Source organism: Glycomyces sp. MUSA5-2 (assembly GCF_037034145.1).
Taxonomy (GTDB): Bacteria; Actinomycetota; Actinomycetes; order Mycobacteriales; family Micromonosporaceae; genus Glycomyces; species Glycomyces artemisiae.
Genome location: NZ_JBAGKG010000006.1, coordinates 351132 through 377080 on the forward strand (window position 1 = coordinate 351132; position 25949 = coordinate 377080).

A 25949-nucleotide genomic window follows, 5' to 3' on the forward strand; every position below is an offset into this window, starting at 1 on the left:
CGCTTGCCTGAATCGTCTGGAGCAGATCCCTATGGCAGAGAGAATCACCGTCGGCATCGCCCTCAACGGGGTGACCGGACGCATGGGCTACCGGCAGCACCTCGTGCGGTCGCTCCTGGCGATCCGCGAGCAGGGCGGCGTCCCCCGCGCCGACGGCGGCGTCATCTGGCCCGAGCTCACCCTGGTCGGCCGCAGCGAGGACAAGCTCAAGGCGGTCGCCGAGCGCCACGGCCTCGACAAGTACACGACGAGCCTCGACGAGGCGCTGAGCGACGACTCGATCGGCGTCTACTTCGACGCGCTGACGACGCAGCACCGCCTCGCCGCCGTCACCGCCGCCGTCAAGGCCGGCAAGCACGTGTACACCGAGAAGCCGATCGCCACGAGCCTGGAGGACGCGCTCGCGCTGGCCCGCACCGCCCGCGACGCCGGCGTCAAGAACGGCGCGGTCGCCGACAAGCTCTACCTGCCCGGCCTGCGCAAGCTCAAGCGCCTGGTCGACTCCCGCTTCTTCGGGCGGGTCCTGTCCGTGCGCGGCGAGTTCGGCTACTGGGTCTTCGAAGGCGACTGGCAGGAGGCCCAGCGCCCCTCCTGGAACTACCGCGCCGAAGACGGCGGCGGCATGGTCCTCGACATGTTCCCGCACTGGTCCTACCTGCTCGAAGGCACGTTCGGCTCGCCGATCAAGTCCGTGATCGCGAACGTGACCACGCACATCCCCGAGCGCTTCGACGAGCAGGGCAACGCCTACGCGGCGACCGCCGACGACGCCGCGTACGCGATCTTCGAGCTCGCCGACGGCACCGTCGTGCAGATGAACTCCTCGTGGGCCACCCGCGTCGACCGCGAGGAGCTCGTGGAGTTCCACGTGGACGGCACCGAGGGCTCCGCGATCGCCGGGCTCCGCAAGGCCCGCGCGCAGCACCGCGCGCACACCCCCAAGCCCGTGTGGAACCCCGACATCGACCAGCCGATCCCGTTCCGGCAGCAGTGGCACGAGGTGCCCGACAACGAGGTGTTCGACAACGGCTTCAAACTCCAGTGGGAGGAGTTCCTCCGCCACGTGGTGGACGACGAGCCGTGGCACCATGACTTCCTCGCCGCCGCCCGCGGCGTGCAGCTCGCCGAGGCGGGCTACCGCTCGGCCCGCGAGGGCCGCCGCATCGACCTTGAGGAGCTGGTCCTGTGACCCGCGAGTTCACCTCCCGCGTCATCTACTCTGCCGCGCACGTCGTCGCGGACCCCTTGGCCGACAACGGCCCCGGCCGCCCGGCGACGGTGGACTGGGACGCGACCATCGGGTTCCGCCGCCACCTGTGGGACCTCGGCCTCGGCGTCGCCGACGCCATGGACACCGCCCAGCGCGGCATGGGCCTCGACTGGGAGGCCACCAAGCAGCTCATCAAGCGCTCTGCGGAGGCCGCCGGGCCTGACGACCTCCTGGCGTGCGGCGTCGGCACCGACCAGCTCGGCGCACATCCGTCCACGCTGGACGAGATCCGGGCGACGTACCTGGAGCAGCTCGGGGTCGTCGAGGACGCGGGCGCGGGCACGATCCTCATGTGCTCCAGGGCCCTCGCGGCTTCGGCGAAGGGCCCGGACGAGTACAAGGCCCTCTACGCCGAGCTCCTCGGCGAGGTGAGCGGCAAGGCGATCCTCCACTGGCTCGGCCCGATGTTCGACCCGGCGCTCGAAGGCTACTGGGGGTCGACGGACCTCGAAGCCGCCGCCGACACGTTCGTCGAGATCATCACCGAGAACGCGGCCAAAGTGGACGGCATCAAGATGAGCCTCCTCGACGCCGACGCCGAGATCGCGCTGCGCCGCAGGCTCCCCGAGGGGGTCCGCTGCTACACCGGCGACGACTTCAACTACCCGCGGCTCATCGCCGGGGACGAGTTCGGGCACTCCGACGCGCTCCTGGGGATCTTCGACCCGCTCGCGCCGCTCGCCTCGCGGGCCGTCAAGCGGCTCGACGAGGGCGACGTGGCCGGGTTCCACGCGATCCTGGACCCGACGGTGCCTCTGGCGCGCAAGGTCTTCGAGGCCCCCACGTTCAACTACAAGACCGGCGTGGTGTTCCTCGCGTGGCTCTCGGGGTACCAGGACCACTTCAAGATGGTCGGCGGCCTCGAATCCGCGCGTTCGATCGAGCACTTCGGACAGATCGTGGACCTCGCGCTCGAAGTGAAGCTGTTCCCCGACGAGCACCTCGCCATCGACCGGTTCAACGCCCTGCTCAAGACCGCGGGCCAGCCCCCGAGGACCCTCGCGTGAGCGCCGCGGCACGGTTCTCCTTCAACCACGCCACCGCGAAGTTCTGGGACCAGCGCGAGGCCGTCGAGGCCTGCGCGCGGGCCGGCGCCGGGATCGGCCTGTGGCGGGAGCCGTTGCAGGAGATGGGCGTCGAGGCCACGGCGAAGCTCGTGCAGGACGCGGGCGTCGAAGTGACGAGCCTCTGCCGCGCCGGGTTCTTCACCGACCCGACCGCGGCAGCGCTGGAGGACAACCGCAAGGCGATCGACGAGGCCGCGGCCGTCGGCGCCCCGACGCTCGTCCTCGTCTCCGGCGGCATCCCCGACGGCGGCACCATCGACTCGGCCCGCGAAGGCGTGAAGGAAGCGCTCGCGCAGCTCGCGCCCTACGCGCTCGAACGCGGCGTCACGCTCGCGATCGAGCCGCTGCACCCGATGTTCGCCAGCGACCGCTGCGTCGTGACCACCCTCGCCGAAGCGCTCGACCTCGCCGCGCCCTTCGCCACCGCAGCGGTCGGCGTCGTCGTCGACACCTACCACATCTGGTGGGACCCGCAAGTGTGGCAAGGGATCGCGCGCGCCGGACGCGAAGGCCGCATCGCCTCGTTCCAGTTCGCCGACTGGATCACCCCGCTCCCCGCGGGCGTCCTCACCGGCCGCGGCCAGCTCGGCGACGGCTGCGTCGACTTCAAGCGCTACCTCGCCGAAGTCGACGCCGCCGGCTTCACCGGCCCCATCGAAGTGGAACTCTTCAACGACGCCCTCTGGGCCCGCCCCGGCGCCGAGGTCTTCCAAGAGACCAGAGCCGCCTTCGAGCGCGTCGTCGCCTAGCGGTCCGGGGCCGCCTCCGGGCGGCCCCGGCGCCTTTCGGTGTATTTCAAGTGGCGCGGGGCTGTCGACGCGGTGGCGGATCTCTTATATCTTCGGTCTTCGAACCTTTCCGCACCTCCTCTCGGGAGTACCAGAGCATGGCCGAAGACTCGGACATCACCAATGACGAGCCGCCTGGCGACAGCACGTTGGAGAAGGTCGGGAGCTCGATTCCCGGCGTCAAGCAGGTCCTCAACAGCGGCAAGATGATCTACGACGCGATCGAGTCCGACGAGGTCACCTCCTCGAACGCCGCCGCCACGGTCGTCGCCGACATCGCGAGCATCGGCCTGGAGGCGTGGGGCGCGTACACGAACCCGCTCGGGATGCTCGTGAACGTGGGCCTCGACTTCCTCCTCAACCTGGTCGAACCCGCGAACAAGCTCCTCACCTGGCTCTCCGGCGACCCCGGGGCGATGGGCGACCTCCAGGGCCGCTGGCGCCAGTTCAAAGAGGCGCTCATCGTCATGCGCGACGAGGTCGACGCCGCGTGGGAGTCCTCGCTCGCCACCTCCCAGTCGCCGACCACCGACGCCGCCAAGGACAAGGTCAACGGCATGGCCGCGGCCATCGCCGGGATCGCCTCCGCGATCGCGCAGATCGAGTCGCACATCGGCATGGCCCAGATGCTGTCGACCGCGGTCTACGAGCTCGTCAAGGCCCTCCTGTCGGCGCTCATCGAGCAGCTCATCATCTACGGCCTGACCGCGCTCGCGACCGCATGGGTCAGCGCCGGGTCCTCGATCGCGACGTTCCTGATGTGGGCGACCCAGAAGAGCGCCATCGACACCGCGACGATGTTCCTGCGCGTCTCGCTCGCGCAGTTCACCGGCAAGCAGCTCGCGCACCTCGGCACCGAGGTCCTCGACTCGACGTTCCGGCAGTCCTCCGCCGAGATGCTCGAATGGGCCGGCGGCATCGCCTCGAACTGGGCCGGCGCCATCCAGGGCACCGGCGTCCCCGCCAAGGGCAACCCCACGCCCGCCTCCACGAACCCCTCGGGCGACATGGCGACGTACACCAGCGTCGACCCCGAGGAGTTCGGCGTGGCGGCGGGGGAGCTGCGGCGGCTCCAGACCAACGCGGACTCCCTGTCGCAGGCCGTCAACAGCGACACCGAGACCGACTTCTTCACCTGGGGCCTGGCCTGCCAGGGCTGGGTCGAGGGCTACAACGAGCAGCGGTCCGAACTCGCCGGCGACGTCGCCCTCATCTCACCCGCCCTCGAAGGCAACGCCACCCGGTTCGACGAGGTGAAGCAGGCCTACGAGGACGCCGACATCCAGGCCGCCAAGGACATCACGGCGGCCGGAGGCAAGTAGTGCTGCACGACCTCGACCGCAAGGCCATCCCGAAGGACCTCGCCCGGTCCTACGGGAACAACGCGGGCCACTACACGGACCCGCTGGGACGGCCCCTGCGCTCGAAGCCGCTGCTCCACCGCGATCCCGCGGTCGCGGTCCTGCCCTCGCCGCACGAGACGGCCACGACCCGTCCGGTCCCGCCGGACGGGTCGGGCGTGCTCGAACTCGTCCTCGACTCGGCCGCGACCATGCCGGTCGCGGCCGTCGACGGGACCCCGGTGGCCGTCGGCGACGGCACCGTCTACGTGGTCCTGCCGGCCGGACCCCACGAAGTCGACGTCCAGAGCGGGGCGACCGCGAGCCCCGTCGTCGTCGACGTCAGTGCCGGCGCCACCGCGGCGCTGGTCTGGCGCGAAGAGGTCGACCGCGCCACGGTCCGCTTCGGCCCCAAAGCCGTCGACCCGCTCCCGCCCCGCTCGAAGGTCTACCTCTACGAGTGGGCGGTCATCGTCCTCCTCGTCTGCGGCGTGCCGCTGGCGCTGGTGAACGCGTTCAGCCTCGACGAGACCGGCAGCCGGATCGCCCTCGGCGCCGTCGCGGTCCTCGCACTCGCCCTGCTCCCGTTCGCACCGTGGCGCCGGCGCGAACGCGAGCGCCTCGCCGCGCTCCGCCTCGCGAACGAGGGCCCCGGCCTCGCCCGGCCCGTGCACTACCCGTGGGGCGGCCCCGACGCCGCCGACCGGCCCGCGCTCGTCGGCGACCGCCCCGAGGCCCTGCCGGAGTTCGCCCCCGGCCGCGGAGCGCTCCTGCTGCGCGCGCGAGGGCACCGCCACCTCTGGAAGGGCGGCGACGGCGTCGTGCCCCGCGACGCCGAACTCGCGTCGCGGCGCGCCGCACCCCCCGCCGTCCGCATCGACGGCCTCGAACTCCCCGCGACCTGGGGCAACTGGTGGTACCCGCTGCCGCCCGGGAAGCACACCGTGGAAGTCGAGGTCGAGACGGCGCGCTCCAGCGTCGAATTCGACGTGCGCGAAGGCGAGGCCACCGCGATCCGCGCCGACGCCCACCTGTACACCCGCCGCGGCGACGACCGCGGCATCGTCAGCGACGAACCGCGGCTGGTCCTCGACGCGGAGGAGTTCCGCCCCGAATGGATGGGCGACCCGGCGCGCCGGCTCGAATACTGGAGCTGACCGCCGCCCGAGCACCCGCCACAGGAAGGAGAGCCGTCGTGCACGGCGACATACACAGCAGGCTGGCCGAGGCGCAGCGGCTCGCCGCCGAGGTCACCGCCGAGGTCGAGTCCGAGGACGGCACCGTCCGGGTCACCGCCGGACCCGGAGGCGACATCAGGCGGATCGACCTGAGCATGAGCGCCTTCGACCTCAGCGGCGTCGAACTCGGCGAGACCGTCACCGCCCTCGTCAAGGCCGCCGCCGACGAGGCCGACCGCGAGCTGTCCGAGGCGATCCGCCAGACCCTCGCCGGCATGTTCAGCGCCGAGCGGCAGGAGAAGGACCGATGAGCGACGGGCAGCGCCTCACCCCCGAGCAGATCATGGAGCAGTTCGAGCGGATGCGCAGCGAGGCCGAGGCCACGCTCGCCAGGTACGAGGAGGTCAGCGCCGAGTTCGGCGCCGACGCCGTCGAGGTCGCCTCCGACGACGGGCTCCTGCACGTGAAGCTCGACGCCAACGGCAAGGTCGACGAGATCACCGTCAACGAGGCCGCGATGCGGTACCGGCAGTCCCTCGGCCCGAACCTCGTCGCCCTCATCCGCCAGGCCCGCGACGAGTACGCGCTCAAGTCCGCCGAGATGGCCCGCCGCCTGCTCGGCGACCGCATGGACGTCGATGCGATCCTCGGCCGGTACCTGCCGCCGAAGCGCCCCGACGCCCGCTGACTAGTCCCGGTCCTTGAAGTCGTCCCTGCCGTTCAGGGGGCGGGCGAGGTCCTGCTCGGTGGCCTCGCGGCGGCCCGCGTAGTCGGCGAAGACCACGATGTTCTCCGTGTAGTCGCCCGCTTCGCGGTCGAACTCGCCGCCGCAGGTGATGAGGCGGAGCACGGGCTTCGGGGCGATGCCGAAGACGTCCTCGTAGGGGAGGCGCTGCTTGGAGTACGACTCCACGTCGGTAACTTCGTAGACCACGATGATCCCGTCGGCGCGGGTCACCTCGATCTCGTCGCCCTCCTTGAGGCGCTTCACCGCGAAGAACACCGCCGGGCCGTTCTTCGTGTCCACGTGGCCCATGAGCACCGTCGGCCCGAACTCGCCGGGCGTCGGGCCCGGCTCGAACCAGCCCGCGTCCTGCGGGCGCCACATCGCCGGGACCTCGAAGTTCCCGCGGTAGTCCAGGCCCAGGGCCGTCAAGGGGGCGTGCACGTCGAGGCGGTCGATGTCCACGCGCGTGGGCTCCGAGCGGTCCAGCCAGTCGCCGCCCGCCGGGTCGGCCACCGCGAACGGGTCGTCATTGAAGGGGGAGTGGAACTCCGGCCAGCGCAGCGACGGCACCGGCACGACGCTTCCGAGCATCAGGCCCAGGCCCCCGGCGAGGACGATCGAGAGCACGACAGCGGCCACCGGCCGGAACGCGGGTTCCGGCCGGTGTGCGGGTCTCTCGTCGGCCTCTGGGGGCGCCGTGTCCATTTAGGCGGCCGTGACGCCGCTGCGGCGCTTCAGCAGCCACATGCCCGCGGCCGCCGCGAGCACCAGCGCCGCGCCCGACCACAGGACCACGGTGGCCGTGTCCGAGGCGGCGCCGCCGCCGCCCGTCGCGGGCGCCGCGCCCGACGTCACCGTGAAGTTCGCCGAGGCCGTGTCCCCGCCGCAGGTCACCTTCACCGTGTACGTCTTCGGCTTCATCGCCTCAGTGACGGTGAACGTGCCGGTCGCGTTGTTGTTGTTCTTCACCAGCGCGAAGCTCACGTCGACGCCCTCGATGTCGCCGGTCGCGTTGTCGTTGCAGTTGGAGGCCAGGACCCCGACCTGGGTCCCCTGCACGCCGGTGGTCTGCGTGAGTGTGACCATGATGGCCGCGTTCGCGGGAGCGGCGGTGGTCAGCAGGATCGCGGCGCTGAGCGCCAGCGCGGCGAGCGTCCCGCGGACGGGCTTCGTCATTCGCATGGCACGGTTCCTCCTCGGACGGTGCCGGGTCGCCCCGGCTCCATGTGACGTGTCAAGTGCTCACGGTAATGGCTCGAATGCGCGGTCCAAGGCGGTTCTGTGGAAAACGGGAACGCGTGCGGAGAGTCGGGAATCGGACAACGCCGGGCCCGCGGGTCTGGAAAACATCGGTGCCGTCTGCCACGATGAGGACATGAGGCTTCCCGGGAGCGGTCTGGTCGGCGGTCTCGCCGCGACCGCGCGCACAGCGACGCGCCGCGCCGTCACCCGCCAGTACCCCGAGCGCGAACCCGAACTGCCCGAACGCACCCGCGGCGTCATCGCCCTCCACGAAGGCAACTGCACCTCCTGCATGCTGTGCGCCCGCGAATGCCCTGACTGGTGCATCTACATCGACTCCCACAAGGAGACCGTCGAGGTCGAAGGGGCGGCCCGGCCCCGCCAGGTGAACGTCCTCGACCGCTTCGACATCGACTTCTCGCTGTGCATGTACTGCGGGATCTGCGTCGACGTGTGCCCCTTCGACGCCCTCTTCTGGGCCCCCGACTTCGCGTACGCCGAAGGCGACATCCGCGACCTGCTCCACGACAAGGAGCACCTGGGGGAGTGGCTCGCGAACGCGCCCCTCGCGCCGCGCGGGGAGGAGGGCGCGTGACGCTCGCCGACGTGCTGCTCGCCGCGTTCGGGGTCCTCGCGCTCGGCGCCGGGCTCGCCGTGGTCGCCACCGACCGGATCGTGCGCGCCGGGCTGTGGCTCGCCGTCGCGTTCGCCGGGATCGCCGGGGCCGCGCTCGTGCTCGCCGCGGAGTTCCTCGCGTGGGTGCTCGTCCTCGTGTACGTCGGCGCGATCGTGGTGCTGCTGCTGTTCGCGACGATGCTGACGAAGGCCCCGACCGACCCGTCCGAGGACCTCGATCGGGCGCGCTGGCCCGGGGCCGCGGTCGCGGGCGGGGTGGGGCTCGCGCTGGCGGCGGCCGTCACGGGTGCGTTCGGGTGGTCGAAGGCCGACCTGGACGCGAACGGCGCGGGGGACGCGGCCGCGATGGGGGAGGCGGTGTTCTCGGAGTGGGTGCTGCCGTTCGAGGTCCTGTCGCTGCTCCTGCTGGCGGCGCTCGTGGGCGCGGTGGCGGTCTCGACGAGGTCACGGTGAACGCCGATCTTGAAACAAACGCTTCCTAGCCGCGCGGTAAGCTAGCGCGCATGACCTCACCGATCTTCGCTCTCGCCGACGAGTACATCACCTCGTACGCGCGGCTCGACCCCGCCTTCGCCGGCTCCGCCGGCATCAAGGGCGACTTCGGCGTCGCCACCGACTACGGACCCGACGCCGAGGCCGAGCGCGCGCGGCTCTACCGCGAGACCCTGACCCGCCTCAACGCCCTCGAATCGACCGGCCCGGCCGACGACCTGGCCCGGCTGCACATGGCCGAGCGCCTCCAGGTCTTCGTCGACCGCCACGACGCGGGCGAGTGGCGCCGCGCCCTGAAGGTCCCGTACGGGATGCTCCAGAACATGGTCAGCTACATCGACCTCGCGCCGCGCGAGACCGAGAACGACTGGCGGCTCAACGCCGCGCGCATGCGCGCGATCCCCGAGATGCTCGCGACCTGGCGCCAGACGATGAACGCCGGCATCGACGCGGGCGAGACGGTGGCGCTGCGCCAGGCGCTCGAAGGCGCCAAGCAGGCCCGCCGCAACGCCGAGTCCCGCGTGTTCGACAAGCACCTGAAGGCCTACGGCGACGGCTCGCAGGCCGCGGACCTGCGCGGGGCCGCCGAGGCCGCGTACGCCGCGTTCGCGTCGGCCGCCGAGTACCTTGAGCAGACCTACGCGCCGCACGCGGACCCGAACGACGGCGTGGGCGAGGAGCGGTACCTGCTCGCGGCCCGCTCGACGCTCGGCGCGGTCCTGGACCCGCACGACGCGTACGCGTGGGCGTGGGAGGAGCTGCACCGCATCGAGGAGGAGATGGAGGCCGAGGCCGAGCGGATCCTCCCGGGCGCCGGGCTCACCGACGTCATCGCGCACCTCGACGCGACCGAGGCCGTGGAGACGTCCGAGGAGTACCTCGCGTGGCTCCAGGCGAAGCACCGCGGCGCGCTCGAAGCGCTCGACGGCGTCCACTTCGACATCGACCCGCAGCTGATGAACCTCGACGTGCAGCTCGTGCACGGCTCGTCGGCCGGGTCGGCGTACTACACGGGTCCTTCGGAGGACCTGTCGCGCCCGGGCCGCACCTGGTGGCCCGTGGCCGACCGCGAGCGGTTCCGCACCTGGGCCGAGCTGACCACGGTCTTCCATGAGGGCGTGCCCGGCCACCACCTCCAGATCGGGCAGTCGAAGGTCGCCGGGGACGGGATCTCGCGGTTCGCGAAGGTCTTCGGCTCGGTCTCGGGCCACGCCGAGGGCTGGGCCCTGTACGCCGAGCGGCTCTCCGACGACCTCGGCTGGTTCACCGAGCCGGGCACGCGCCTGGGGATGCTCAAGGGCTCGGCGCTGCGCGCCGCCCGCGTCGTCATCGACGTCGGCTGGCACCTCGACCTGCCGCTGCCCGCCGCCGAGGCGAAGCGCCACGGCGACCGCTGGAACTTCGACGTCGCGCTCGACGTGCTCACCACCCGCGGCCGCATCGCCGAGCACCGGGCCCACCCGGAGATCGTCCGCTACGCGGGCTGGCCGGCCCAGGCGATCTGCTACAAGCTGGGCGAGCGGGCGTGGGTCGCCGCGCGCGACGAGGCGAAGGCCGCCGCCGGCGCGGACTTCGACCTCAAGGCGTGGCACACCGCGGCCCTGAACCTGGGCCCGATCGGCCTCGACAACCTCGCGTCGGTGCTGCGCGGGAAGTAGCCGTTATACGACAGACGGCGGGCGCTCATGCGAGCGCCCGCCGTTCGCGTGTCCCCTTACTGCCAGCGGTCGATCATGTCCGCCACGGCCTGGTCGATCTGCTCGCCGAGCTGGTGCAGGTGCTCCTTCTCCAGGTCCGCGAGGCTCGCGGTGAGCCGGTCGGCGCGGTCGGCGCCGGGCAGGCGCAGGAGCCAGTTGCGGGCGATGACGGCCTGCCGGTACTGGACCAGCAGATGCCCCAGATCGGACACCGGGACGATGACGTCGTCGGCGCTGCGGCCCAGCGCGGGCGCGGCGGCCTCGGCGAGGAAGTGCGCGTCGCGGGCCGCGGTGCGCATCTGGTCGCGGGCCGCGACGAGGTCGGTCGCGTGGCTCATCTTCACGTACGTGTCGAGCAGGTGGATCTTCGCCTTCGAGACGACCCCCATGAGCGAGGACGCGGGCTTGTCGCCGTCGCGCGTGAACTTCGCGTGCTCGGCGAACATCCGCACTTGGCCCAGGAGCGCCGCGACCCACGTCTGCGAGTGGACGCGCTCGATCTGCCGGTAGGACTCCTGGACCTCTTCGTCAAGGGCGCCATACCATTTCGGGTACTCGGCGACCGTGAGGCCGAGCTGGTCGAAGCGGTCGGCGAAGTGGGTGCGGAGGCGCTCCAGGTCCTCGGTGTGCTTGAGCGCGGACAGGAGCTGGTCGAGCTGCACGCCCCCGTGCGGGGTGGCGGTGAACAGATGCTGGTAGCCGCGGATCGCCGTGCGCAGGCGGTGGATCACGGCGCGCACGCCCGCGGCGGAGCCCGGCGCGTGCCGTTCGGTGGCGGCGATCGCGCGGTTGAGCGCGTCGACCTGGCTGGAGATGTAGTACTGGATGACGGCGCCGGCGCGCGTGTTCGCCGACATGGAACCCGATGGCGCGGCCGGTTCGACGGCCGCAGTGGCTGCTGACATGGTTCCTCCCCCGGAAGACCTGCTGAAATGGAGTATTCCAGCGGGGTACCCGGGGGAGGAGCCGAAGCGAGGATTTTTCGACGATCGTTCAGGTTTCGGCCGTGCGGACGTCACCCGGAGCGATCACCGCGGTGTCATCCCTGCATGCAGTCCATCGCCGGCATCGTCGTCAACGTGCCGGTGACGTTGAAGCCGAAGGTCGCCGTGCCGTTCGCGTTGATGGTGCCGTTCCAGGCGGCCGGACCGGCCATCTGCATGTCGCCCATGGTGGTGATCGTCGAACTCCAGGAGTCCCTGATCGTGATCCCCGAGCCCGGCGGCCACATCCAGTGGACCATCCAGTTGCTGATCGCCGAGGACCCCGTGTTCTTCACGGTGACGTTCACCGTCGCGCCGCCGTTCCAGGAGGACACGGACGCGGTCGCCGCGCAGATCGCGGCCGGGTTGCCCGTGCCGGGGTCGGTCGGGTCGTCGGAGGTGGGGTCGTCGGAGGTCGGCGGGTCGACGACGCCGCCGTCGTTGCCCGGGAAGTCCGTGCCGGGGCGCACGCCCGAGATCTCGCCGTTGCCGCCGTCGAACACGACGTCGGAGCAGGCGTAGAAGTTCTCGTTGGAGTCAGAGCGCACCCAGTGCGTGAAGACCATGTGGTAACCGGACTTCTGCGGCAGCGTCAGGTTCGCGTAGTAGTAGTGGTCGTTGCTGCCGGGCCCGCCGTTGGAGGCCGGGTTGGTGAAGGTCTGGAACTTCTCCAGGTCGTCCCAGGCCAGCGGCTGCGACGGGTCCCACCCGTCCTTGGTGATGTACAGGTCGAAGCGGCCCGGGTGGTGCGCCCAGTTGTTGTAGCGCCACTGGACGGTGTCGCCCGCGGTCACGTGGGTCTTCGGCCAGTCCCCGGGGTCGTTGAACGCCGAGAAGTCGTACGGGCCGCGGCCGCCGCCGTCGCAGATCCGCCCGTCGGGGATGTACCCGACGGTCTGGCCCGCGCCGTTGGAGTCGAGGTTGCCGAACCAGTTGTAGAACGGGGTGGCCCCGCCCTGGTCCAGCGCGGACTGGCAGGCCTCGTTGTACGGGTCGAGCGCGCCGTTGCCGCTGAGCGCGTCGAAGTAGCACAGGTACTGCCGCGAGCCCGGGAACACAGTGGCGCCGTGGGCCTCCGCGTCGCTCTTGGTGAACAGCGTCGAAATGGTCATGGCCGCTACTGCGGCCAGCACCATCGACATGACGACGGCGATGCGGCGGCGTCTGCCGCCGAGCACCGCCGTGGCGGTGGTGGACATGGAGTTACTCCTCTGCCGGTCTGGAGCGCTCCCAACCAGGCCCTGCGAGCCCGCGCGCGATCTTGTGGACTGCTGCTGACGCGAATTCCTATATTCGAGTGTATCTATATTGTGGCGCGGAGCGCAATCACCCCCCTATCGGTGCGGATCGGACCGGTCTCCCGCGTCCCCCACGTGGATAGACTGGGCTCCATGGACATCGGAGACACCGCCCCGGCATTCACCCTCGCCGACGAGACGGGAGCGCCGCGCAGCCTCGACGACCTCGTCGCCGACGGCCCGGTCGTGCTCTTCTTCTACCCGCTGGCCATGTCGGCCGGCTGCACCGCCGAGGCCTGCCACTTCCGCGACCTCGCCAAGGAGTTCGGCGAACTGGGCGCGACCCCGGTGGGCATCTCCACGGACGCCGTCGAGCGCCAAGCGGAGTTCTCGCGCAAGCACTCGCTGGGCTACCCGCTCCTGTCGGACACGGGCGGCGAGATCGCCGAGGCGTTCGGGGTGCGCCGCAAGATCACCATCGCGCCGACCAAGCGCAAGACGTTCATCATCGGCGCGGGCCGCGAGGTCATCGGCGTGGTGAAGAGCGAGATGAACATGCGCGCGCACGCGGACAAGGCCCTGGAGCTGCTGAAGGCCCGCAAGTAGAAAGAGGCGGCCCGAAGGCCGCCTCTGTGCTGGATCTTGGTCGCGAGTTCGCGACTGTGCTGTTAGATTCTGCTCGCAAGCTCGCGGAATGCCTTGCCGCGGTGGGAGATGGCGTTCTTCTCGGCCGCACTGATCTCAGCGCTCGTCAGGTCGAACCCGTCGGGGACGAACAGCGGGTCGTATCCGAATCCGTTGGCGCCCCGGGGCTCCCGGATGACGCGTCCGGGCATCTCGCCGTGGACGACGGTCTCGCGCCCGTCCGGGTAGGCGATCACTGCGGCGCAGACGAACTTGGCGGTGCGAAGCTCGTCGGGGACGTCGGAGAGCTGGTCGAGCAGCAGCGCGTTGTTCGCCGCGTCGTCCTTCGTGCTCCCGGCCCAGCGGGCGGAGAGCACGCCGGGCATGCCGTTGAGGGCGTCCACGGCGATGCCGGAGTCGTCGGCGATCGTGGGGAGGCCGGTGTGCTTGACGCCGTCGCGGGCTTTGAGCAGGGCGTTGCCCGCGAAGGTCAGCTCGGTCTCGGGGGTCTCGGGGTACTCGTCCACGGCGTCGAGGCCGACGAGTTCGACGTGCGGGGCCGCTTCGGCGAGGATCTGGCGCAGCTCGTCCACCTTGCCCGCGTTGCGGGTCGCGAGGAGCACCTTCACGAGCTGAGGAGGGTCCGGGCCTGGAGGCCGGCGAGTTCCTTGCAGCCCTTGAGGGCCAGGTCCAGGAGCTGGTCCAGCTCGGTGCGGTTGAAGACCGCCTCCTCGCCGGTGCCCTGGACCTCGACGAAGTCGCCTTCGCCGGTGCAGACGACGTTCATGTCGACCGACGCGGCGACGTCCTCCTCGTAGGGGAGGTCGAGCACGGGCACGCCATTGACGACGCCGACGCTGATCGCCGACACCGAGGTGGTGAGGATCTTGTCGGGCTTGCGGGCGAGCTTCTGGTCCTTGAGCCAGTCGACCGCGTCGTGCAGCGCGACGTAGGCGCCGGTGATCGAGGCGGTGCGGGTGCCGCCGTCGGCCTGGAGCACGTCGCAGTCGAGGGTGATGGTGTTCTCGCCGAGGGCCTTGAAATCGACGCAGGCCCGCAGGGACCGGCCGATCAGGCGGGAGATCTCATGGGTGCGTCCGCCGATCTTGCCGCGGATCGACTCGCGGTCGGAGCGCGAGTGCGTGGAGCGCGGCAGCATCGAGTACTCGGCGGTCACCCACCCCTCGCCCGAACCGCGCCGCCACCGCGGCACGCCCGGCGTCACCGACGCCGTGCACAGCACGCGGGTACGGCCGAATTCGACCAGAACCGACCCTTCCGGGTGATCGGTCCAGGAGCGGGTGAACTTCACGGGGCGCAGCTCATCGGCGGCGCGCTTGTCAGGTCGAGTCATCCTGACCAGCCTACGGCAGCGTACAGGCGTGTGACACACTAGTTGCTGCTCAAATGAGAGCACCGGCACGCGACCCGACCGGCCCCCATCCCCGGTCGCTCCCGTGCCCGGAGCGCGAGCGGCGACCGCACTTCCGGTCCGCCACGTCGCGCTTCGCGCGAGTGGCGGAACTGGCAGACGCGCAGGATTTAGGTTCCTGTGTCCTAGGACGTGGGGGTTCGAGTCCCCCCTCGCGCACGGAATTTCTTATCCGAACCCGGCAGGTTCTCCTGCCGGGTTCGGTGTCCTAGTTACCAGTCCTGCTCGAAGGAGTCTTCGTCGTCTTGGGGTCTGCCGTTGTCGATGAGGAGCATGTCGCTGAGGAAGCAGGTCACGGCTCCGGTGTCGTCTCGGCCGATCCAGGTGGGGTAGGAGCCGTCGCCGTAGTAGCAGTTGTAGGCGTAGAGGTTGTGGTCGGTTCCGGGGATCGCGAACTCTTCGCGCAGTGGCATTTCGTCATGCAGCTGGTAAAGGTCACCGTCGAAATGTGCGATGAGTGGCTCTTGGGCGGAGTCGTCCATGAGGCAGCCCAGACCTGCGTCGACTCCGAATCCGTAGAAGTGCCCTTCTTCGAGGAGGCTCATGTCCTGCCCGGGGCGGAGGGCCATCTCCCATGTCGAGGTCGGCTGGTCGGAGATCCTGACCAGGTATCCAGCGCCTGCCCAGTAGTCGTTCGGTTCGCTGTGGATCTGGATCTCCACGACCGGGTAGTCGCCGGGTTCGACGGGCACGGTGAAGGGTTCGAGTGCCTTGAGCCAGGTCGGATCGCAGGCGACCAGCTTCCCGGTGGGAAGGCCGAGAAGACCCAGGTACTCGTGCCGGACACGCATAGGCGAGCCGGAGTCCTCGTGGACGACGGTCGCGTCCTCGACCAGTAGCTGGTCGAGATACGGCGCTTGGAACGGCAGGGGCGGATTCCATGGGCGCCCCGCACTCGCATCGAAGGGAAGAGGTTCGATCGGCGTGCCAACGGTGAGGGGCGGTGTGTCATCGCCTTCCAGGACAGCGTCCCATCGTTCGAAGGCGACCGCTGGGCGAATGAATTGCTCGGATGGCTCGTCCCTTGACGTGCTCATGCTTCCGCCGCCGCGGGAGCGGTGGTAGATCCCGGTGCGCCCGTTGAAGTCCCGTTTCAAAGTCCTGCGAGGCAAGGATGGAGTCCCGTCGGGTTCGCCCTCGTCGTACTGCCATTCGGTGAGCTTCCGCTCGAAGAGCGTGCCGCCGTCCATTCGGACGTAGACGGCACGGGTATCGCGCCGCTCGTGATCGTCGAAGGTCCAGCGGGCCAGGTAGTTCTGCCGCCAGGCGATGTCGAGGAGGAAGCGTGGGCGGTCGTCTTCAACGATCAGGACCGAGTAGGGGAGGCCCATCTCGTTTCTGCTTTGTGCCTCTTCACGAGAGATCAGGCCGATCGGTTTGCCTTCGGCACCGTCCCAGCCTTCGCAGTACGTCGCTATCCAAGTGTTACTCATGTGCAGCATGCTATTGATGAGGTGCGACATTGCAGCTGCGGGGCCTATAGCCGAGGTTGGCGGCCGGTGGATGCCTGCGTTACGTCCGTTTCAATCACGCCACGATGATGGCGAGACCGTCGACCTCATCGGCTACACGGGGACAGCGGATTCGACCCGGCCGCGATCCCCGAGGGCGATATCGCGCGGGTGTCGATCCCGGTGGTGGCGATGAACGCCGAGGGCGTCGAGGGCGGCTACGCCGACGCCGATGAACCCCTCGACATCGCGCTCGGACTCGTGACCGACCGGGGCGCCGAGCCCACCACCGCCGAGTCGATGACGTTCCAGGTCTCCTATGACGAGGGCGGGACCTGGATCGACGTTCCGATCGACCTCGACTGCGGCACCGCGACCGCGACCCTCGAAATCCCCGAGGGCGCCGAGGCCGTCTCGACCCGCTTCTTCGCGACCGACGACGCCGGGACCGAGGTCGGGCAGACCACGATCCGGTCCTTCGGGCTGAAGTAGACGAAAGCGGGTCCGGCGGGGCAACCCGCCGGACCCGTTGCGGCGTATGGACTGTGACGTGTGATTCGACCGAAAGGTGATCTTCATGTACGTTGCCAAGACCGCCAAGCGCACCGCCTTCGCCGCACTCGCGGCCGCCGCGGTGCTCGTTCCGGCGACCGCCGCTTCCGCGCAGGACACCGAGATCCCCGAGGAGGGATGGGAGTACTCCGAGAAATGGGACTTCGTCCAGGACGAGTACACCGCCGAATTCCAGGCCGACGTCGACGAGGCGCTCGCGGAGCACTTCGCCGATTGGGGCAGTGAAGCGGGTCTGGAGGCCACGCGGCTCCAGAACTACTACATCGACGGGGTGAACGAGACCCCGGTGCAGCGCAAGTTCAAGGTCGACTTCTGGGGCGACTCGGGGAACGACGGGCTTGAGGCCGGAATCTACCTGCCCGGCGGGATCACGCCGGGCATCCAGGACTCGACCGGCGGCGAGGAGTACGACGCGCACTACCTCCTCCGCTGCACCGCGGCGGACACCGCGTGCGAGACCAGCGAGACCGAGGACGGCGACGTGGTCGCCTACACGACCGACGGCACCTACGTCGAAGCCGCCGTGTTCCACGAGGACGGCTCGGTGAGCTGGGCCTGGTTCGGCGCCTTCGAAGGTGAGACTGACGTGACCCCCGACCAGCTCGTCGCGTTCGTGCTCGACCTCGACACCGAGCCGGTCTGGCACGCGCTCGAAAACGACTAGGAGCACCGCAGACCACGGCCCCCGCCGCCTCCCCGGCGGGGGCCGTTTTCATTGCGGCAGGCGGGATCTGACGGCGAGGGCCGCGCAGGCGACGACGGCGAGGCCGCCGAGGAGCGTGGGGAGGCCGAGCGGTTCGCCGAGGAGGAGCGCGGACCAGGCGATGGTCATGACGGGCTGCACGAGCTGGACCTGGCTCACCTGCGCCATGGGGCCCAGGGCGAGGCCGCGGTACCAGGCGAAGAAGCCGAGGAACATGCTCACCGCCGAGAGGTACGCGAACGCTCCCCACTGGACGGAAGTGGCCGAGAGCGGCTGGTCGACGAGCGCATAGGCAGTTGCGGCCGCCATCACGGGGGAGCCGAGGACGAGCGCCCACGAGATCGTCTGCCACGCACCGAGTTCCCGCGCGAGCAGGCCGCCTTCGGTGTAGCCCACCGCCGCGGCGGCGACCGCGGCGAACAGGAGCAGGTCGGGCCAGCCGAGGGAGCCGAGGCCGCCGTTCCCCAAGGCGGCGAACGCGACCGCCGCGACCGCGCCCGCACCGGCCGCGATCCAGAAGCGCCGCGGCGGATGCTCCCGCGTGCGCAGCACCGTCATCGCGGCCGTGGCGGCGGGCAGGAGCGCGACGACGACCGCGCCGTGGCTCGCCGACGTGTGCTCCAGCGCGAACGAGGTGAGCAGCCCGAACCCGGCGACCACGCCCGCGGCGACGAGCAGAAGGCGCCGCCACTGGCTGCGGGTCGGGAGCCGCTGGCGGGTCGCGGTCAGCGCGACCGCCGCGAGCACTGCGGCGATGGCCGCGCGGCCGGCACCGATGAACAGGGCGGGCATGCCGTCGACGGCGATCCGCGTGAGCGGCAGGGTGAACGAGAACGCCACGACGCCGAGCAGGCCCCACCACAGGCCCGCCCGGGTCCGCGATAGCGGTGGCGCCGCCAGGACAGTAGCGCTACTGTTGTCTCTCATGGTCAACGATAGCAGTGCGAGGATCGCCGCGGCACTGCGCGAACGCATCGCCGGCGCCGCCCCCGGCACCCGCCTGCCCTCCACCCGCGACCTCGTCGCCGAATTCGCGGCCAGCCCCGTCACCGTCCAGCAGGCCCTCCGGGCCCTCGACGCCGAAGGGCTCCTGGAGCGCAGGCCCGGCGTCGGCACGTTCGTGCGCGCCGTCCGCACCGCCAGGCCCAGCGACTACCGCTGGCAGACAGCGGCACTCGGCGCCCCGCCCGCCCGCGTCCCGCGCCTGCCGACCGCGCTCAAGACCGCCGGGAACGACGTCATCGCCCTCCACTCCGGCTACCCCGACCGCGAACTGCTCCCCGAACGGCTCGTCCGCGCCGCGTTCACCCGCGCCGCCCGCGGCGACGCCGCCATGAGCCGACCGCCCGCCGCGGGCCTGCCCGAACTCCAGCACTGGTTCGCCGCCGAACTCGGCGAGACCGCCCCCGCCGGAGTAGCGCCGCCCACGCCCGGCGACGTCATCGTCATCCCCGGCAGCCAGACCGGCCTCAGCTCCCTGTTCCGCGTCCTCGTCGGCCCTGGCCGCCCGCTGCTGGTCGAATCGCCCACGTTCTGGGGCGCGATCGTCGCCGCCGCAAGGGAACATGTCGACCTCGTCCCGATACCGACCGGGCCCGACGGGCCCGACCCCGACCTCCTCGACGAGGCCTTCGACCGCACCGGCGCCCGCGCGTTCTACGCCCAGCCGAACTTCGCCAACCCCACCGGCGCCCGCTGGACCGACCGGCTCACCGAACGCGTCCTCGACGTCGTGCGCGGCCGCGGAGCGTTCCTCATCGAGGACGACTGGGCCCACGAGTTCGGCATCACCGCCGACCCGCGGCCCGTCGCCGCCCGCGACGACACCGGCCATGTCGTCTACGTCCGGTCCCTCACCAAGAGCACCTCCACGGCCGTCCGCGTCGCCGCCATCATCGCCCGCGGCCCCGCCCGCGACCGCATCCTCGCCGACGCGCAGGTCGAGTCCATGTACGTCAGCGGCCTCCTCCAGGCCGTCGCCGCCGACGTCGTCACCCAGCCCGGCTGGCGCACCCACCTCAAGGGGCTCAGGCACCAGCTCGCCGCCCGCCGCGACCTCATGGTCGCGAGCCTCGCCGACCACGCGCCGCAAGTTCATCTCGAAGCGATTCCCCAAGGGGGCCTGAACCTCTGGGCCCGCCTCCCCGACGGCACCGACCTCCCCGCGCTCGCCCGCGCCTGCGAGGCCGCCGGCGTCCTCGTCGTCCCCGGCGACGAATGGTTCCCCGCCGAACCCACCGGCGCCTACCTGCGCCTCAACTACTCCGGCCCCAACCCCGCCGCCTTCCCCGACGCCGCCCGCATCATCGGCAGGGCCCTCGGCAGCGATTGAGGCCGCCCGGTGCGCCGCCGTTCACCTTGCCGCCACCGAGCGGACGACTCCATCGCGGAGATTCGAGGCATGAGTGCTGTCGATGAGGTGGACCGGGTGGCGGCTCTGGCGCTGGCCGTGGAGCGGTCCGGGTTGCTGCCGTTGGAGGAGCAGGCCGCGCTGCTCGACACGTACCGGCGCGCCCGCGAGCGGGTGCTGCGGCAGGGGAGCGGCGACGCCGTGCGGCGGCTGCGGGAGATCGACGAGGCCATGGGGCCCAGGCGGATGCTGAGCCGTCTCTGAGGGCCGGTGGGGGTGCGCCGCGGTGGTGCTCCGGCGTTCGGCGAGGCGATTCTTACAGTTCTTTGAGGTTGCTCACAGGAAGGGCGCGGCCTGCGGCGATAGGCATTCAGGGCACTGGAATGAAGGAGCCTGGAGTGAGCGAAGCGCCTGAACGCAAGGACCGCGTCCTCGTCGTGGACGACGAGGAGAACATCGCCGCGCTCCTGTCGGCGACCCTCCGGCTCACCGGATTCGAGGTCGAAGTCGCCCGCGACGCCGCCGGGGCGCTCCGCGCCGCCGCCGAGTTCGAGCCCGACCTCGTGATCCTCGACGTCATGCTCCCCGACATGGACGGCTTCGAGGTCGCCAAGCGCCTGCGCGCCGAGCGCGACCTCCCCGTCCTGTTCCTCACCGCCCGCGACGCCGTCCGCGACCGCGTCACCGGACTCACCGTCGGCGGCGACGACTACGTCACCAAGCCCTTCGACCTCGAAGAGGTCGTCCTCCGCATCCACGCGATCCTGCGCCGGGCCAAAGCGCCCGCGCCCGCCGAGGACCGCGTGCTGCGCTACGCCGACCTCGAACTCGACGAGACCGTGCACGAGGTCCGCCGCGCCGGGAACCCGATCGAGCTGTCGCCCACCGAGTTCAAGCTCCTGCGCTACCTCATGGTCAACGCGGGCAAGGTGGTCTCCAAATCGCAGATCCTCGACCGCGTCTGGAACTACGACTTCGGCGGCAACGGCCGCATCGTCGAGTCCTACGTCTACTACCTGCGCAAGAAGATCGACGTCGTCGAGCCCCCGCTCATCCAGACCGTCCGCGGCTTCGGCTACGCCCTCAGGCAGCCCCGCAGATGATCCGCCCGCGGCGCTGGCGGCACTGGACCGTCCGCTCCCGCATGGCGTTCACGATCGTGACGCTGTGCGCGCTCGCGCTGGCCGCCGCGATCCTCATCGCGACCGCGCTCCTCCAGAACGTGCTCACCGAGCGCATCGACTCGCAGCTGACCACCGCCGCGGACATGGCCCGCGGCGACAGCCACCGCGACGACCAGGCGTTCGCCGAGGACGGCGACTTCGAGCCGCCGTCGCCGCAGGCCGGGCTCCCGGACACCCCGCGCATCTACCTCTACGGCGCCGACGGGGAACTGGACCACACGGTCGGCGACGACGCCCCCGAGCTCACCGGCATCGGCGACCTGGCTGGGCGGGTCGGCGAGACCGCCACCGTCGACGACGCCGACGGGAACTCCTGGCGGATCCTCGTGGAAGAGGCGAAGGACGCCGACGGGTACGTCGTGTTCGCGCTGTCCTCCGAGTACATCGGCGCCGCAACGGAATCGCTGCTGCTCATCGGCGGCGGCACGGTCCTCGCGATCCTCCTCGTGCTCGCCGTCAGCGCCTTCTGGGTCGCGCGGATCGGCCTGCGCCCCCTCGACCGGATGGAAGCCACGGCTGCCGCGATCGCGAACGGCCGCATGAACGAACGCGTCACCGACACCGACCCGCACACCGAGACCGGCCGCCTCGGCCAGGCCCTGAACACGATGCTCGGGAGACTCCAGACGGCCCTCGACGACAGCGCCGCCTCCGAAGCGCGCCTGCGCCAGTTCCTCGCCGACGCGTCCCACGAGCTGCGCACGCCCCTGACCTCGATCAAGGGGTTCGCGCAGCTGTACCGGCGCGGGGGCGTCCCGCCCGGGCCCGTCATGGACGACACGATCGGCCGCATCGAGGCCGAGTCCCAGCGCATGGGGCTCCTCCTCGACGACCTCATGCTCCTCGCCGCGCTCGACCGGCAGCGGCCCCTCCAGCGCGGCCCCGTGGACCTCCTCGGCGTCGCCGCCGACGTCGTCGGGGACGCCCACATCCGCGCGCCCGGGCGCTTCATCGCCTTGGAGGCGTTGACGGGCGGCTCGGAGGAGTTCCTCGACGCGGTGGACATCAAGGGCGACGAGCCGCGCCTGCGGCAGGTCCTCACCAACCTCGTCGCCAACGCGCTGCGGTACACGCCCGCGGACGCGCGCATCGCCGTGCGCATCGGCTGGAGCCGCAGCCCCGGACCGCGCTGCCTCGCGCAGATCGGCGAGCTGCCCGCGCTGCCCGCGGCGGTCGTCGAAGTCGCCGACACCGGGCCCGGGGTCGCCCCCGAGCACGCCGAAGCCGTGTTCGAGCGGCTCTACCGCGCCGACCCGGGACGGGTGCGCGGCGGCGAGGGCGGCTCAGGGCTCGGACTGTCGATCGTCGCGGCCATCGTCACGGGCCACGGCGGGTGCGTGCGGCTCTCCGAGACGCCCGGCGGGGGCGCCACGTTCCGAGTGCTGCTCCCCGCCGACGGCGCGCGCGCCTAGCCGCCCGGGTCGCGATCGCCGGGGCCCCTAGTGGCCCTGGCCCCGGTCGCCCGGGCTCTAGTCGTCCAGGCCCAGCTGCTTCTTCAGGCGCGCGACGTGGCCGGTGGCCTTCACGTTGTACTGGGCCGACTCGATCTCGCCCGCCTCGTCGATGACGAAGGTGGAGCGGATGACGCCCGTGATCGTGCGGCCGTAGTTCTTCTTCTCGCCCCAGGCGCCGTACGCTTCGAGCACCTTGTGCTCGGGGTCGGACAGCAGCGGGAAGGTCAGGCCGTCGCGCTCGACGAACTTCGCGAGCTCCTCGGGTTCGTCGGGGGAGATCCCGACGACCGCGAAACCCGCGGCCTGGAGGCTCGCGAGGCTGTCGCGGAAGTCGCAGGCCTCCTTCGTGCAGCCCGGGGTCATCGCCCGCGGGTACGCGTAGAGGATCACCTTGCGGCCCTGAAGGCTCGACAGGGTCATCGTGTCGCCGGTGTCCGTGGCGAGCGTGAAATCCGGTGCCGTCTCACCGGGCTGAAGTCGTACGTTCACAGGTCGCAACCCTACCTTCCGTCCCTGACAATCGCCTGGGAGCACGCTTGACGCTCGCTGTCCGATCGAAGCGCCCCGCGACGCGTCCCGATATGTGCGACCGGGTTGACGCGCCCGGCTCCACTATTGCAAAATAATTGCAATAGCCTCACGTGGGTTGTTGATTCCAGCGTGGGCGCCTTGCAGCCGGCAGGGCGGCCGCCACAAATCCCCCCGGACACATACTGAAAGGCGCGCTGCCCGTGGAAGACCTCGCGCTGCACATCCCGACCGACGTCATCGACGGGCCCACGTCGCTCGTCACCGCCCTCATAGCCGCCATCGCGGTCGCCTGGTGCACCGTGGCCGCCCGTAGGGGACTCGACGAGCGCCTCGTGCCGCTCGCCGGGCTCGCCACCGCGTTCATCTTCGCCGCGCAGATGCTCAACTTCCCGATCGCCGCGGGCGTCTCCGGGCACCTCCTCGGCGGCGCGCTCGCCGCCGCGCTCCTCGGGCCCTGGCTCGGGGCCCTGTGCGTCACCGTCGTCATCGTCATCCAGGCGCTCCTGTTCGCCGACGGCGCCGTCACCGCCCTCGGCCTGAACGTCGCCAACATGGCCCTCATCGCCACGTTCACCGCCTACGGCGTGATCGCCTTGGCGCTCAAGGTCCTCCCGCGCACCCGCTGGGGCCTCGGCGCCGCGGTCTTCGCGGCGTCGATCGTCAGCGTCGTCGCCGCCTCGGCCGGATTCGTGCTCCAGTTCTGGATCGGCGGCGAGCCCGTCGGGCAGTCGTTCGGCGCCATCGCCGGGGCGATCCTCGGCACCCACGTGCTCGTCGGCATCGGCGAAGGCGTCATCACCGCCGGGGCCGTCACCGCCGTCGCGGTCGCCCGCCCCGACCTCGTCCACGCCCTCCGCGGCACCCCGCTCGCCCAGCCCGCCCCCGCGGTCAAGGAGGCCTCCTGATGAAGAAGCTCCTCATCGCCGGCACGATCGTCACGCTCGTCCTCGCCGGGTTCGTGTCCCTGTTCGCCTCCGCCTCGCCCGACGGCCTCGAATCGGTGCTCCTCACCGGCTGCGACACGTCGGAGGGCGAGATCACGGGCGGCACGTGCGTGCTCCAGTCCGCGGGGGAGCACGAGATCGGCGGGGCCTTCGCCGACTACGGGATGTCGTTCCTGGACAACGAGATCCTCGGCGCGTCGCTCGCCGGGATCCTCGGGGTGCTCCTCACGCTGGGCGTCGCCACCGGCCTGTTCTGGCTCCTCGCCCGCGGGAAGAAGCCCGCCGAGGACCGCGCGTGACCGCCCGCGCGGAGGGCCGCCGGTGAGCGCCGTCGACGGCCTCCACCGGCCCGGCGACTCCCCGCTCCACCGGCTCCGGCCGCAGGTGAAGATCGTCGCGCTCGTCGCCTTCACCTGCGCCATCGCCGCGACCCCGCGGGAAGCCGTGTGGGCCTTCGGCGTCCACGCGCTGATCCTGGCCGGGCTGTTCGCGCTCGCGCGCATCCCCGCGGGCTGGGTCTTCACGAGGAGCCTGGTCGAGTCGCCGTTCCTGGTGCTCGCGCTGGCGTTCCCGTTCATGGTCGAAGGCCCCGCCGTCCACGTCTGGTTCCTCCAGGTCTCCGAACCGGGCCTGTGGGCCGGGTGGAACCTCCTCGCGAAGGCCACGCTCGGCGTGTGGGCCGCGCTGCTGCTCGCCGCGACCACGCCGGTCGCCGGGGTCCTCGCCGGGCTGTCGCGGCTGCGCTGCCCCGAGATCCTCCTCCAGATCACCGCGTTCGCGATCCGCTACGCGCACTTGACCGTGGCCGAGGTGACGCAGATGCGGCTGGCGCGGCTCGCCCGCTGCGACGACCCCCGGTTCCTGTGGCAGGCCGGGGCGCTCGCGCGCAGCCTCGGCACGGTCTTCATCCGGTCCTTCGAACGCGGCGAACGCGTCTGGCAGTCCATGGCCGCCCGCGGCTACACCGGACGCCTCCCGCTCGAAGTCGGGCCCGCACCCGCGAGCGCATTGCAGTGGACGGCCGCGATGACCGCGCCCGCGGTCGCCGCCGCGGTCGCGGCCTGGACGGCGGTGAACGCATGAGCGCCTTGGACATCCGCGGACTCGGCCACGCCTACCCGGACGGGCACCGGGCCCTCGACGGCGTCGACCTCGTGGTGGAGGAAGGCGAGCGCGTCGCGATCCTCGGCCCGAACGGCGCCGGGAAGACCACGCTCATGCTGCACCTCGCGGGGCTGCTGACCGCGACCGAGGGGGAAGTGTCGGTGGGCGGTGTCAGAGTGGAGAAGAAGACGCTCGCCGACATCCGCCGCCGCGTCGGCATCGTCTTCCAGAGTCCCGACGACCAGCTGTTCATGCCCACGGTCGCCGACGACGTCGGGTTCGGCCCCGCGAACCTCGGGCTGCGGGGCGCGGAACTCGCCGAGCGCGTCGCCGCCGCGCTCGCCGCCGTGGACCTCGCGGACCTCGCCGACCGCCCGCCGCACCACCTGTCGGTGGGCCAGCAGCGCCGCGCGGCCCTCGCCGGGGTGCTCGCCATGCGCCCGGACATCGTGGTGTGCGACGAGCCCTCCGCGAACCTCGACCCGGCCAGCCGCCGCGACCTCGCGGCGATCCTCCACCGCACCGCCCCGACGCTGCTGCTCGTCACCCACGACCTGCCGTACGCGCTCCAACTCTGCGGCCGCGCCGTCATCCTCGACGCGGGCCGGGTCGCAGCGGACGCCCCGATCGCCGAACTCCTCGCCGACGCCGAACTCCTGGAACGCCACCGCCTGGAGCTCCCGTTCGGCTTCTCCCTGGAGACCGCCCTCGCCGCCCTGCGAGGCTGACTCACCTGCGGATCGATGTCGTACCCCGGGAGCACTATCGATCCGGGGGCGGCTCGGAACGGCCGCGCCCGGCTCTACCCCTGCCCGAAATTCGGCCGCCCAACCGATGTCGTACCCGCCGGGCACCCTTGAATCGGGGGCGACTCCGACCGGCCGCGCCCGGCTCTGCCCCTGCCCGGAAACTTCCGCATGAACGCCGGTGGGGCGCAGCCG

Annotated in this window: 29 protein-coding genes, 1 tRNA gene and 1 pseudogene; 22 read left to right on the forward strand and 9 right to left on the reverse strand. The window is 71.1% G+C overall.

Annotation, left to right across the window (positions count from 1 at the left end):
* Nucleotides 1–31 precede the first annotated feature (31 nt).
* From WA640_RS20605 to WA640_RS20635, 7 genes are all read left to right on the forward strand, one after another.
* On the forward strand, nucleotides 32–1189 hold the full coding sequence (locus tag WA640_RS20605; RefSeq protein ID WP_335990182.1) for a Gfo/Idh/MocA family protein: 1158 nt from the start codon (nucleotides 32–34) through the stop codon (nucleotides 1187–1189).
* On the forward strand, nucleotides 1186–2277 hold the full coding sequence (locus tag WA640_RS20610) for a dihydrodipicolinate synthase family protein (protein WP_335990184.1): 1092 nt from the start codon (nucleotides 1186–1188) through the stop codon (nucleotides 2275–2277). The genes WA640_RS20605 and WA640_RS20610 overlap by 4 nt, the downstream gene beginning before the upstream one ends.
* On the forward strand, nucleotides 2274–3086 hold the full coding sequence (locus WA640_RS20615; protein WP_335990185.1) for a sugar phosphate isomerase/epimerase family protein: 813 nt from the start codon (nucleotides 2274–2276) through the stop codon (nucleotides 3084–3086). Before WA640_RS20610 ends, WA640_RS20615 begins: the two co-directional genes overlap by 4 nt.
* Before the next feature lie 137 nt (nucleotides 3087–3223).
* Nucleotides 3224–4447, forward strand: coding sequence for a hypothetical protein (locus WA640_RS20620; protein WP_335990189.1), 1224 nt, complete (start codon nucleotides 3224–3226; stop codon nucleotides 4445–4447).
* Complete coding sequence (locus tag WA640_RS20625) at nucleotides 4447–5622, forward strand: hypothetical protein (protein ID WP_335990191.1); 1176 nt, start codon at nucleotides 4447–4449, stop codon at nucleotides 5620–5622. The genes WA640_RS20620 and WA640_RS20625 overlap by 1 nt, the downstream gene beginning before the upstream one ends.
* Nucleotides 5623–5660: 38 nt before the next feature.
* Nucleotides 5661–5954, forward strand: coding sequence for a YbaB/EbfC family nucleoid-associated protein (locus WA640_RS20630; protein ID WP_181245707.1), 294 nt, complete (start codon nucleotides 5661–5663; stop codon nucleotides 5952–5954).
* Nucleotides 5951–6331 carry a YbaB/EbfC family nucleoid-associated protein gene (locus WA640_RS20635; protein WP_106363380.1) on the forward strand — a complete coding sequence of 127 codons (381 nt, stop codon included), beginning with the start codon at nucleotides 5951–5953 and terminating at the stop codon, nucleotides 6329–6331. The genes WA640_RS20630 and WA640_RS20635 overlap by 4 nt, the downstream gene beginning before the upstream one ends.
* Here WA640_RS20635 and WA640_RS20640 read toward each other — a convergent pair whose 3' ends face one another.
* Complete coding sequence (locus tag WA640_RS20640) at nucleotides 6332–7009, reverse strand: class F sortase (protein WP_335990193.1); 678 nt, start codon at nucleotides 7007–7009, stop codon at nucleotides 6332–6334.
* Nucleotides 7010–7075: 66 nt separating this feature from the next.
* Nucleotides 7076–7552 carry a hypothetical protein gene (locus WA640_RS20645; RefSeq protein WP_335990194.1) on the reverse strand — a complete coding sequence of 159 codons (477 nt, stop codon included), beginning with the start codon at nucleotides 7550–7552 and terminating at the stop codon, nucleotides 7076–7078.
* A gap of 193 nt (nucleotides 7553–7745) precedes the next feature.
* Between WA640_RS20645 and WA640_RS20650 the strand changes: the two are divergent.
* The 3 genes and pseudogenes from WA640_RS20650 to WA640_RS20660 all read left to right on the forward strand — a co-directional run.
* Nucleotides 7746–8315, forward strand: a pseudogene (locus tag WA640_RS20650) (4Fe-4S dicluster domain-containing protein); the annotation flags it as partial.
* Entirely contained in the window at nucleotides 8288–8701 is a 414-nt protein-coding gene (locus WA640_RS20655) for an NADH-quinone oxidoreductase subunit J family protein (RefSeq protein WP_442904789.1), read from the forward strand. The pseudogene WA640_RS20650 and the gene WA640_RS20655, both read left to right, overlap by 28 nt.
* A gap of 50 nt (nucleotides 8702–8751) precedes the next feature.
* The gene (locus tag WA640_RS20660) at nucleotides 8752–10398 is read left to right on the forward strand and encodes a DUF885 domain-containing protein (protein ID WP_335990199.1); all 1647 of its coding nucleotides are present in this window, start codon (nucleotides 8752–8754) and stop codon (nucleotides 10396–10398) included.
* Nucleotides 10399–10454: 56 nt separating this feature from the next.
* Here the strand turns inward: WA640_RS20660 and WA640_RS20665 are convergent, their stop codons facing one another.
* Both WA640_RS20665 and WA640_RS20670 read right to left on the reverse strand, forming a co-directional pair.
* Nucleotides 10455–11342, reverse strand: a complete 888-nt coding sequence (locus WA640_RS20665) for a CHAD domain-containing protein (protein ID WP_335990201.1) — start codon at nucleotides 11340–11342, stop codon at nucleotides 10455–10457.
* Nucleotides 11343–11476: 134 nt separating this feature from the next.
* Entirely contained in the window at nucleotides 11477–12619 is a 1143-nt protein-coding gene (locus WA640_RS20670; protein WP_335990202.1) for a lytic polysaccharide monooxygenase, read from the reverse strand.
* A 192-nt stretch (nucleotides 12620–12811) separates the two neighbouring features.
* Between WA640_RS20670 and WA640_RS20675 the strand changes: the two genes are divergently transcribed.
* Entirely contained in the window at nucleotides 12812–13264 is a 453-nt protein-coding gene (locus WA640_RS20675) for a peroxiredoxin (protein WP_335990204.1), read from the forward strand.
* A gap of 62 nt (nucleotides 13265–13326) precedes the next feature.
* On the opposite strand, the gene rdgB is transcribed toward WA640_RS20675, so the two are convergent.
* On the reverse strand, nucleotides 13327–13911 hold the full coding sequence (gene rdgB / locus WA640_RS20680) for an RdgB/HAM1 family non-canonical purine NTP pyrophosphatase (protein WP_335990206.1): 585 nt from the start codon (nucleotides 13909–13911) through the stop codon (nucleotides 13327–13329).
* Nucleotides 13908–14636 carry a ribonuclease PH gene (rph, locus tag WA640_RS20685; protein ID WP_106366782.1) on the reverse strand — a complete coding sequence of 243 codons (729 nt, stop codon included), beginning with the start codon at nucleotides 14634–14636 and terminating at the stop codon, nucleotides 13908–13910. Before rph ends, rdgB begins: the two co-directional genes overlap by 4 nt.
* Before the next feature lie 155 nt (nucleotides 14637–14791).
* On the opposite strand from rph, the gene WA640_RS20690 reads away from it, so the two are divergent.
* Nucleotides 14792–14873: transfer RNA gene (locus tag WA640_RS20690), tRNA-Leu, on the forward strand.
* A 53-nt stretch (nucleotides 14874–14926) separates the two neighbouring features.
* Here WA640_RS20690 and WA640_RS20695 read toward each other — a convergent pair.
* Nucleotides 14927–16147 (reverse strand): DUF4241 domain-containing protein, encoded by a 1221-nt coding sequence (locus tag WA640_RS20695; protein WP_335990208.1) that lies wholly within the window; start codon nucleotides 16145–16147, stop codon nucleotides 14927–14929.
* 189 nt (nucleotides 16148–16336) lie between these two features.
* Between WA640_RS20695 and WA640_RS20700 the strand changes: the two genes are divergently transcribed.
* Both WA640_RS20700 and WA640_RS20705 read left to right on the forward strand, forming a co-directional pair.
* Nucleotides 16337–16657 carry a hypothetical protein gene (locus WA640_RS20700; RefSeq protein WP_335990209.1) on the forward strand — a complete coding sequence of 107 codons (321 nt, stop codon included), beginning with the start codon at nucleotides 16337–16339 and terminating at the stop codon, nucleotides 16655–16657.
* Between the two features lie 85 nt (nucleotides 16658–16742).
* Nucleotides 16743–17402 (forward strand): hypothetical protein, encoded by a 660-nt coding sequence (locus WA640_RS20705; RefSeq protein ID WP_335990210.1) that lies wholly within the window; start codon nucleotides 16743–16745, stop codon nucleotides 17400–17402.
* 48 nt (nucleotides 17403–17450) lie between these two features.
* On the opposite strand, the gene WA640_RS20710 is transcribed toward WA640_RS20705, so the two are convergent.
* Nucleotides 17451–18368 carry a DMT family transporter gene (locus WA640_RS20710; RefSeq protein WP_335990212.1) on the reverse strand — a complete coding sequence of 306 codons (918 nt, stop codon included), beginning with the start codon at nucleotides 18366–18368 and terminating at the stop codon, nucleotides 17451–17453.
* On the opposite strand from WA640_RS20710, the gene WA640_RS20715 reads away from it, so the two are divergent.
* From WA640_RS20715 to WA640_RS20730, 4 genes are all read left to right on the forward strand, one after another.
* Nucleotides 18367–19773, forward strand: a complete 1407-nt coding sequence (locus WA640_RS20715; RefSeq protein ID WP_335990214.1) for an aminotransferase-like domain-containing protein — start codon at nucleotides 18367–18369, stop codon at nucleotides 19771–19773. The two genes, WA640_RS20710 and WA640_RS20715, sit on opposite strands and share 2 nt — an antisense overlap.
* A 69-nt stretch (nucleotides 19774–19842) precedes the next feature.
* Nucleotides 19843–20055, forward strand: a complete 213-nt coding sequence (locus tag WA640_RS20720; RefSeq protein ID WP_335990216.1) for a hypothetical protein — start codon at nucleotides 19843–19845, stop codon at nucleotides 20053–20055.
* Nucleotides 20056–20174: 119 nt separating this feature from the next.
* On the forward strand, nucleotides 20175–20894 hold the full coding sequence (locus WA640_RS20725) for a response regulator transcription factor (protein WP_442904790.1): 720 nt from the start codon (nucleotides 20175–20177) through the stop codon (nucleotides 20892–20894).
* Nucleotides 20891–22387: a sensor histidine kinase gene (locus WA640_RS20730; RefSeq protein WP_335990220.1), complete on the forward strand. Its 1497-nt coding sequence runs from the start codon at nucleotides 20891–20893 to the stop codon at nucleotides 22385–22387. The genes WA640_RS20725 and WA640_RS20730 overlap by 4 nt, the downstream gene beginning before the upstream one ends.
* A gap of 57 nt (nucleotides 22388–22444) precedes the next feature.
* Here the strand turns inward: WA640_RS20730 and bcp are convergent, their stop codons facing one another.
* On the reverse strand, nucleotides 22445–22918 hold the full coding sequence (gene bcp, locus WA640_RS20735; protein ID WP_106366775.1) for a thioredoxin-dependent thiol peroxidase: 474 nt from the start codon (nucleotides 22916–22918) through the stop codon (nucleotides 22445–22447).
* A 242-nt stretch (nucleotides 22919–23160) separates the two neighbouring features.
* Here bcp and WA640_RS20740 point away from each other — a divergent pair, with 242 nt between their 5' ends.
* The 4 genes from WA640_RS20740 to WA640_RS20755 are packed head-to-tail and all read left to right on the forward strand — an operon-like array spanning nucleotide 23161 to nucleotide 25736.
* Nucleotides 23161–23865 (forward strand): energy-coupling factor ABC transporter permease, encoded by a 705-nt coding sequence (locus WA640_RS20740; RefSeq protein WP_335990223.1) that lies wholly within the window; start codon nucleotides 23161–23163, stop codon nucleotides 23863–23865.
* Nucleotides 23865–24203 carry a PDGLE domain-containing protein gene (locus WA640_RS20745; protein ID WP_106366773.1) on the forward strand — a complete coding sequence of 113 codons (339 nt, stop codon included), beginning with the start codon at nucleotides 23865–23867 and terminating at the stop codon, nucleotides 24201–24203. Before WA640_RS20740 ends, WA640_RS20745 begins: the two co-directional genes overlap by 1 nt.
* A gap of 22 nt (nucleotides 24204–24225) precedes the next feature.
* On the forward strand, nucleotides 24226–24987 hold the full coding sequence (gene cbiQ / locus WA640_RS20750) for a cobalt ECF transporter T component CbiQ (protein WP_106366772.1): 762 nt from the start codon (nucleotides 24226–24228) through the stop codon (nucleotides 24985–24987).
* Complete coding sequence (locus tag WA640_RS20755; protein WP_335990225.1) at nucleotides 24984–25736, forward strand: energy-coupling factor ABC transporter ATP-binding protein; 753 nt, start codon at nucleotides 24984–24986, stop codon at nucleotides 25734–25736. The genes cbiQ and WA640_RS20755 overlap by 4 nt, the downstream gene beginning before the upstream one ends.
* Nucleotides 25737–25949: the final 213 nt, after the last annotated feature.

What these genes read in the sequence shown, in the direction of transcription:
- WA640_RS20605 (WP_335990182.1), top strand. Translation starts at nt 32, where the DNA reads ATGGCAGAGAGAATCACCGTCGGCATCGCCCTCAACGGGGTGACCGGA.
- WA640_RS20710 (WP_335990212.1), bottom strand. Translation starts at nt 18,368, where the DNA reads ATGAGAGACAACAGTAGCGCTACTGTCCTGGCGGCGCCACCGCTATCG.
- WA640_RS20755 (WP_335990225.1), top strand. Translation starts at nt 24,984, where the DNA reads ATGAGCGCCTTGGACATCCGCGGACTCGGCCACGCCTACCCGGACGGG.
- WA640_RS20715 (WP_335990214.1), top strand. Translation starts at nt 18,367, where the DNA reads ATGGTCAACGATAGCAGTGCGAGGATCGCCGCGGCACTGCGCGAACGC.
- WA640_RS20725 (WP_442904790.1), top strand. Translation starts at nt 20,175, where the DNA reads ATGAAGGAGCCTGGAGTGAGCGAAGCGCCTGAACGCAAGGACCGCGTC.
- WA640_RS20745 (WP_106366773.1), top strand. Translation starts at nt 23,865, where the DNA reads ATGAAGAAGCTCCTCATCGCCGGCACGATCGTCACGCTCGTCCTCGCC.
- WA640_RS20720 (WP_335990216.1), top strand. Translation starts at nt 19,843, where the DNA reads ATGAGTGCTGTCGATGAGGTGGACCGGGTGGCGGCTCTGGCGCTGGCC.
- WA640_RS20635 (WP_106363380.1), top strand. Translation starts at nt 5,951, where the DNA reads ATGAGCGACGGGCAGCGCCTCACCCCCGAGCAGATCATGGAGCAGTTC.
- WA640_RS20705 (WP_335990210.1), top strand. Translation starts at nt 16,743, where the DNA reads ATGTACGTTGCCAAGACCGCCAAGCGCACCGCCTTCGCCGCACTCGCG.
- WA640_RS20730 (WP_335990220.1), top strand. Translation starts at nt 20,891, where the DNA reads ATGATCCGCCCGCGGCGCTGGCGGCACTGGACCGTCCGCTCCCGCATG.
- WA640_RS20665 (WP_335990201.1), bottom strand. Translation starts at nt 11,342, where the DNA reads ATGTCAGCAGCCACTGCGGCCGTCGAACCGGCCGCGCCATCGGGTTCC.
- WA640_RS20670 (WP_335990202.1), bottom strand. Translation starts at nt 12,619, where the DNA reads ATGTCCACCACCGCCACGGCGGTGCTCGGCGGCAGACGCCGCCGCATC.
- WA640_RS20645 (WP_335990194.1), bottom strand. Translation starts at nt 7,552, where the DNA reads ATGCGAATGACGAAGCCCGTCCGCGGGACGCTCGCCGCGCTGGCGCTC.
- WA640_RS20620 (WP_335990189.1), top strand. Translation starts at nt 3,224, where the DNA reads ATGGCCGAAGACTCGGACATCACCAATGACGAGCCGCCTGGCGACAGC.
- WA640_RS20660 (WP_335990199.1), top strand. Translation starts at nt 8,752, where the DNA reads ATGACCTCACCGATCTTCGCTCTCGCCGACGAGTACATCACCTCGTAC.
- WA640_RS20695 (WP_335990208.1), bottom strand. Translation starts at nt 16,147, where the DNA reads ATGAGTAACACTTGGATAGCGACGTACTGCGAAGGCTGGGACGGTGCC.
- WA640_RS20675 (WP_335990204.1), top strand. Translation starts at nt 12,812, where the DNA reads ATGGACATCGGAGACACCGCCCCGGCATTCACCCTCGCCGACGAGACG.
- rph (WP_106366782.1), bottom strand. Translation starts at nt 14,636, where the DNA reads ATGACTCGACCTGACAAGCGCGCCGCCGATGAGCTGCGCCCCGTGAAG.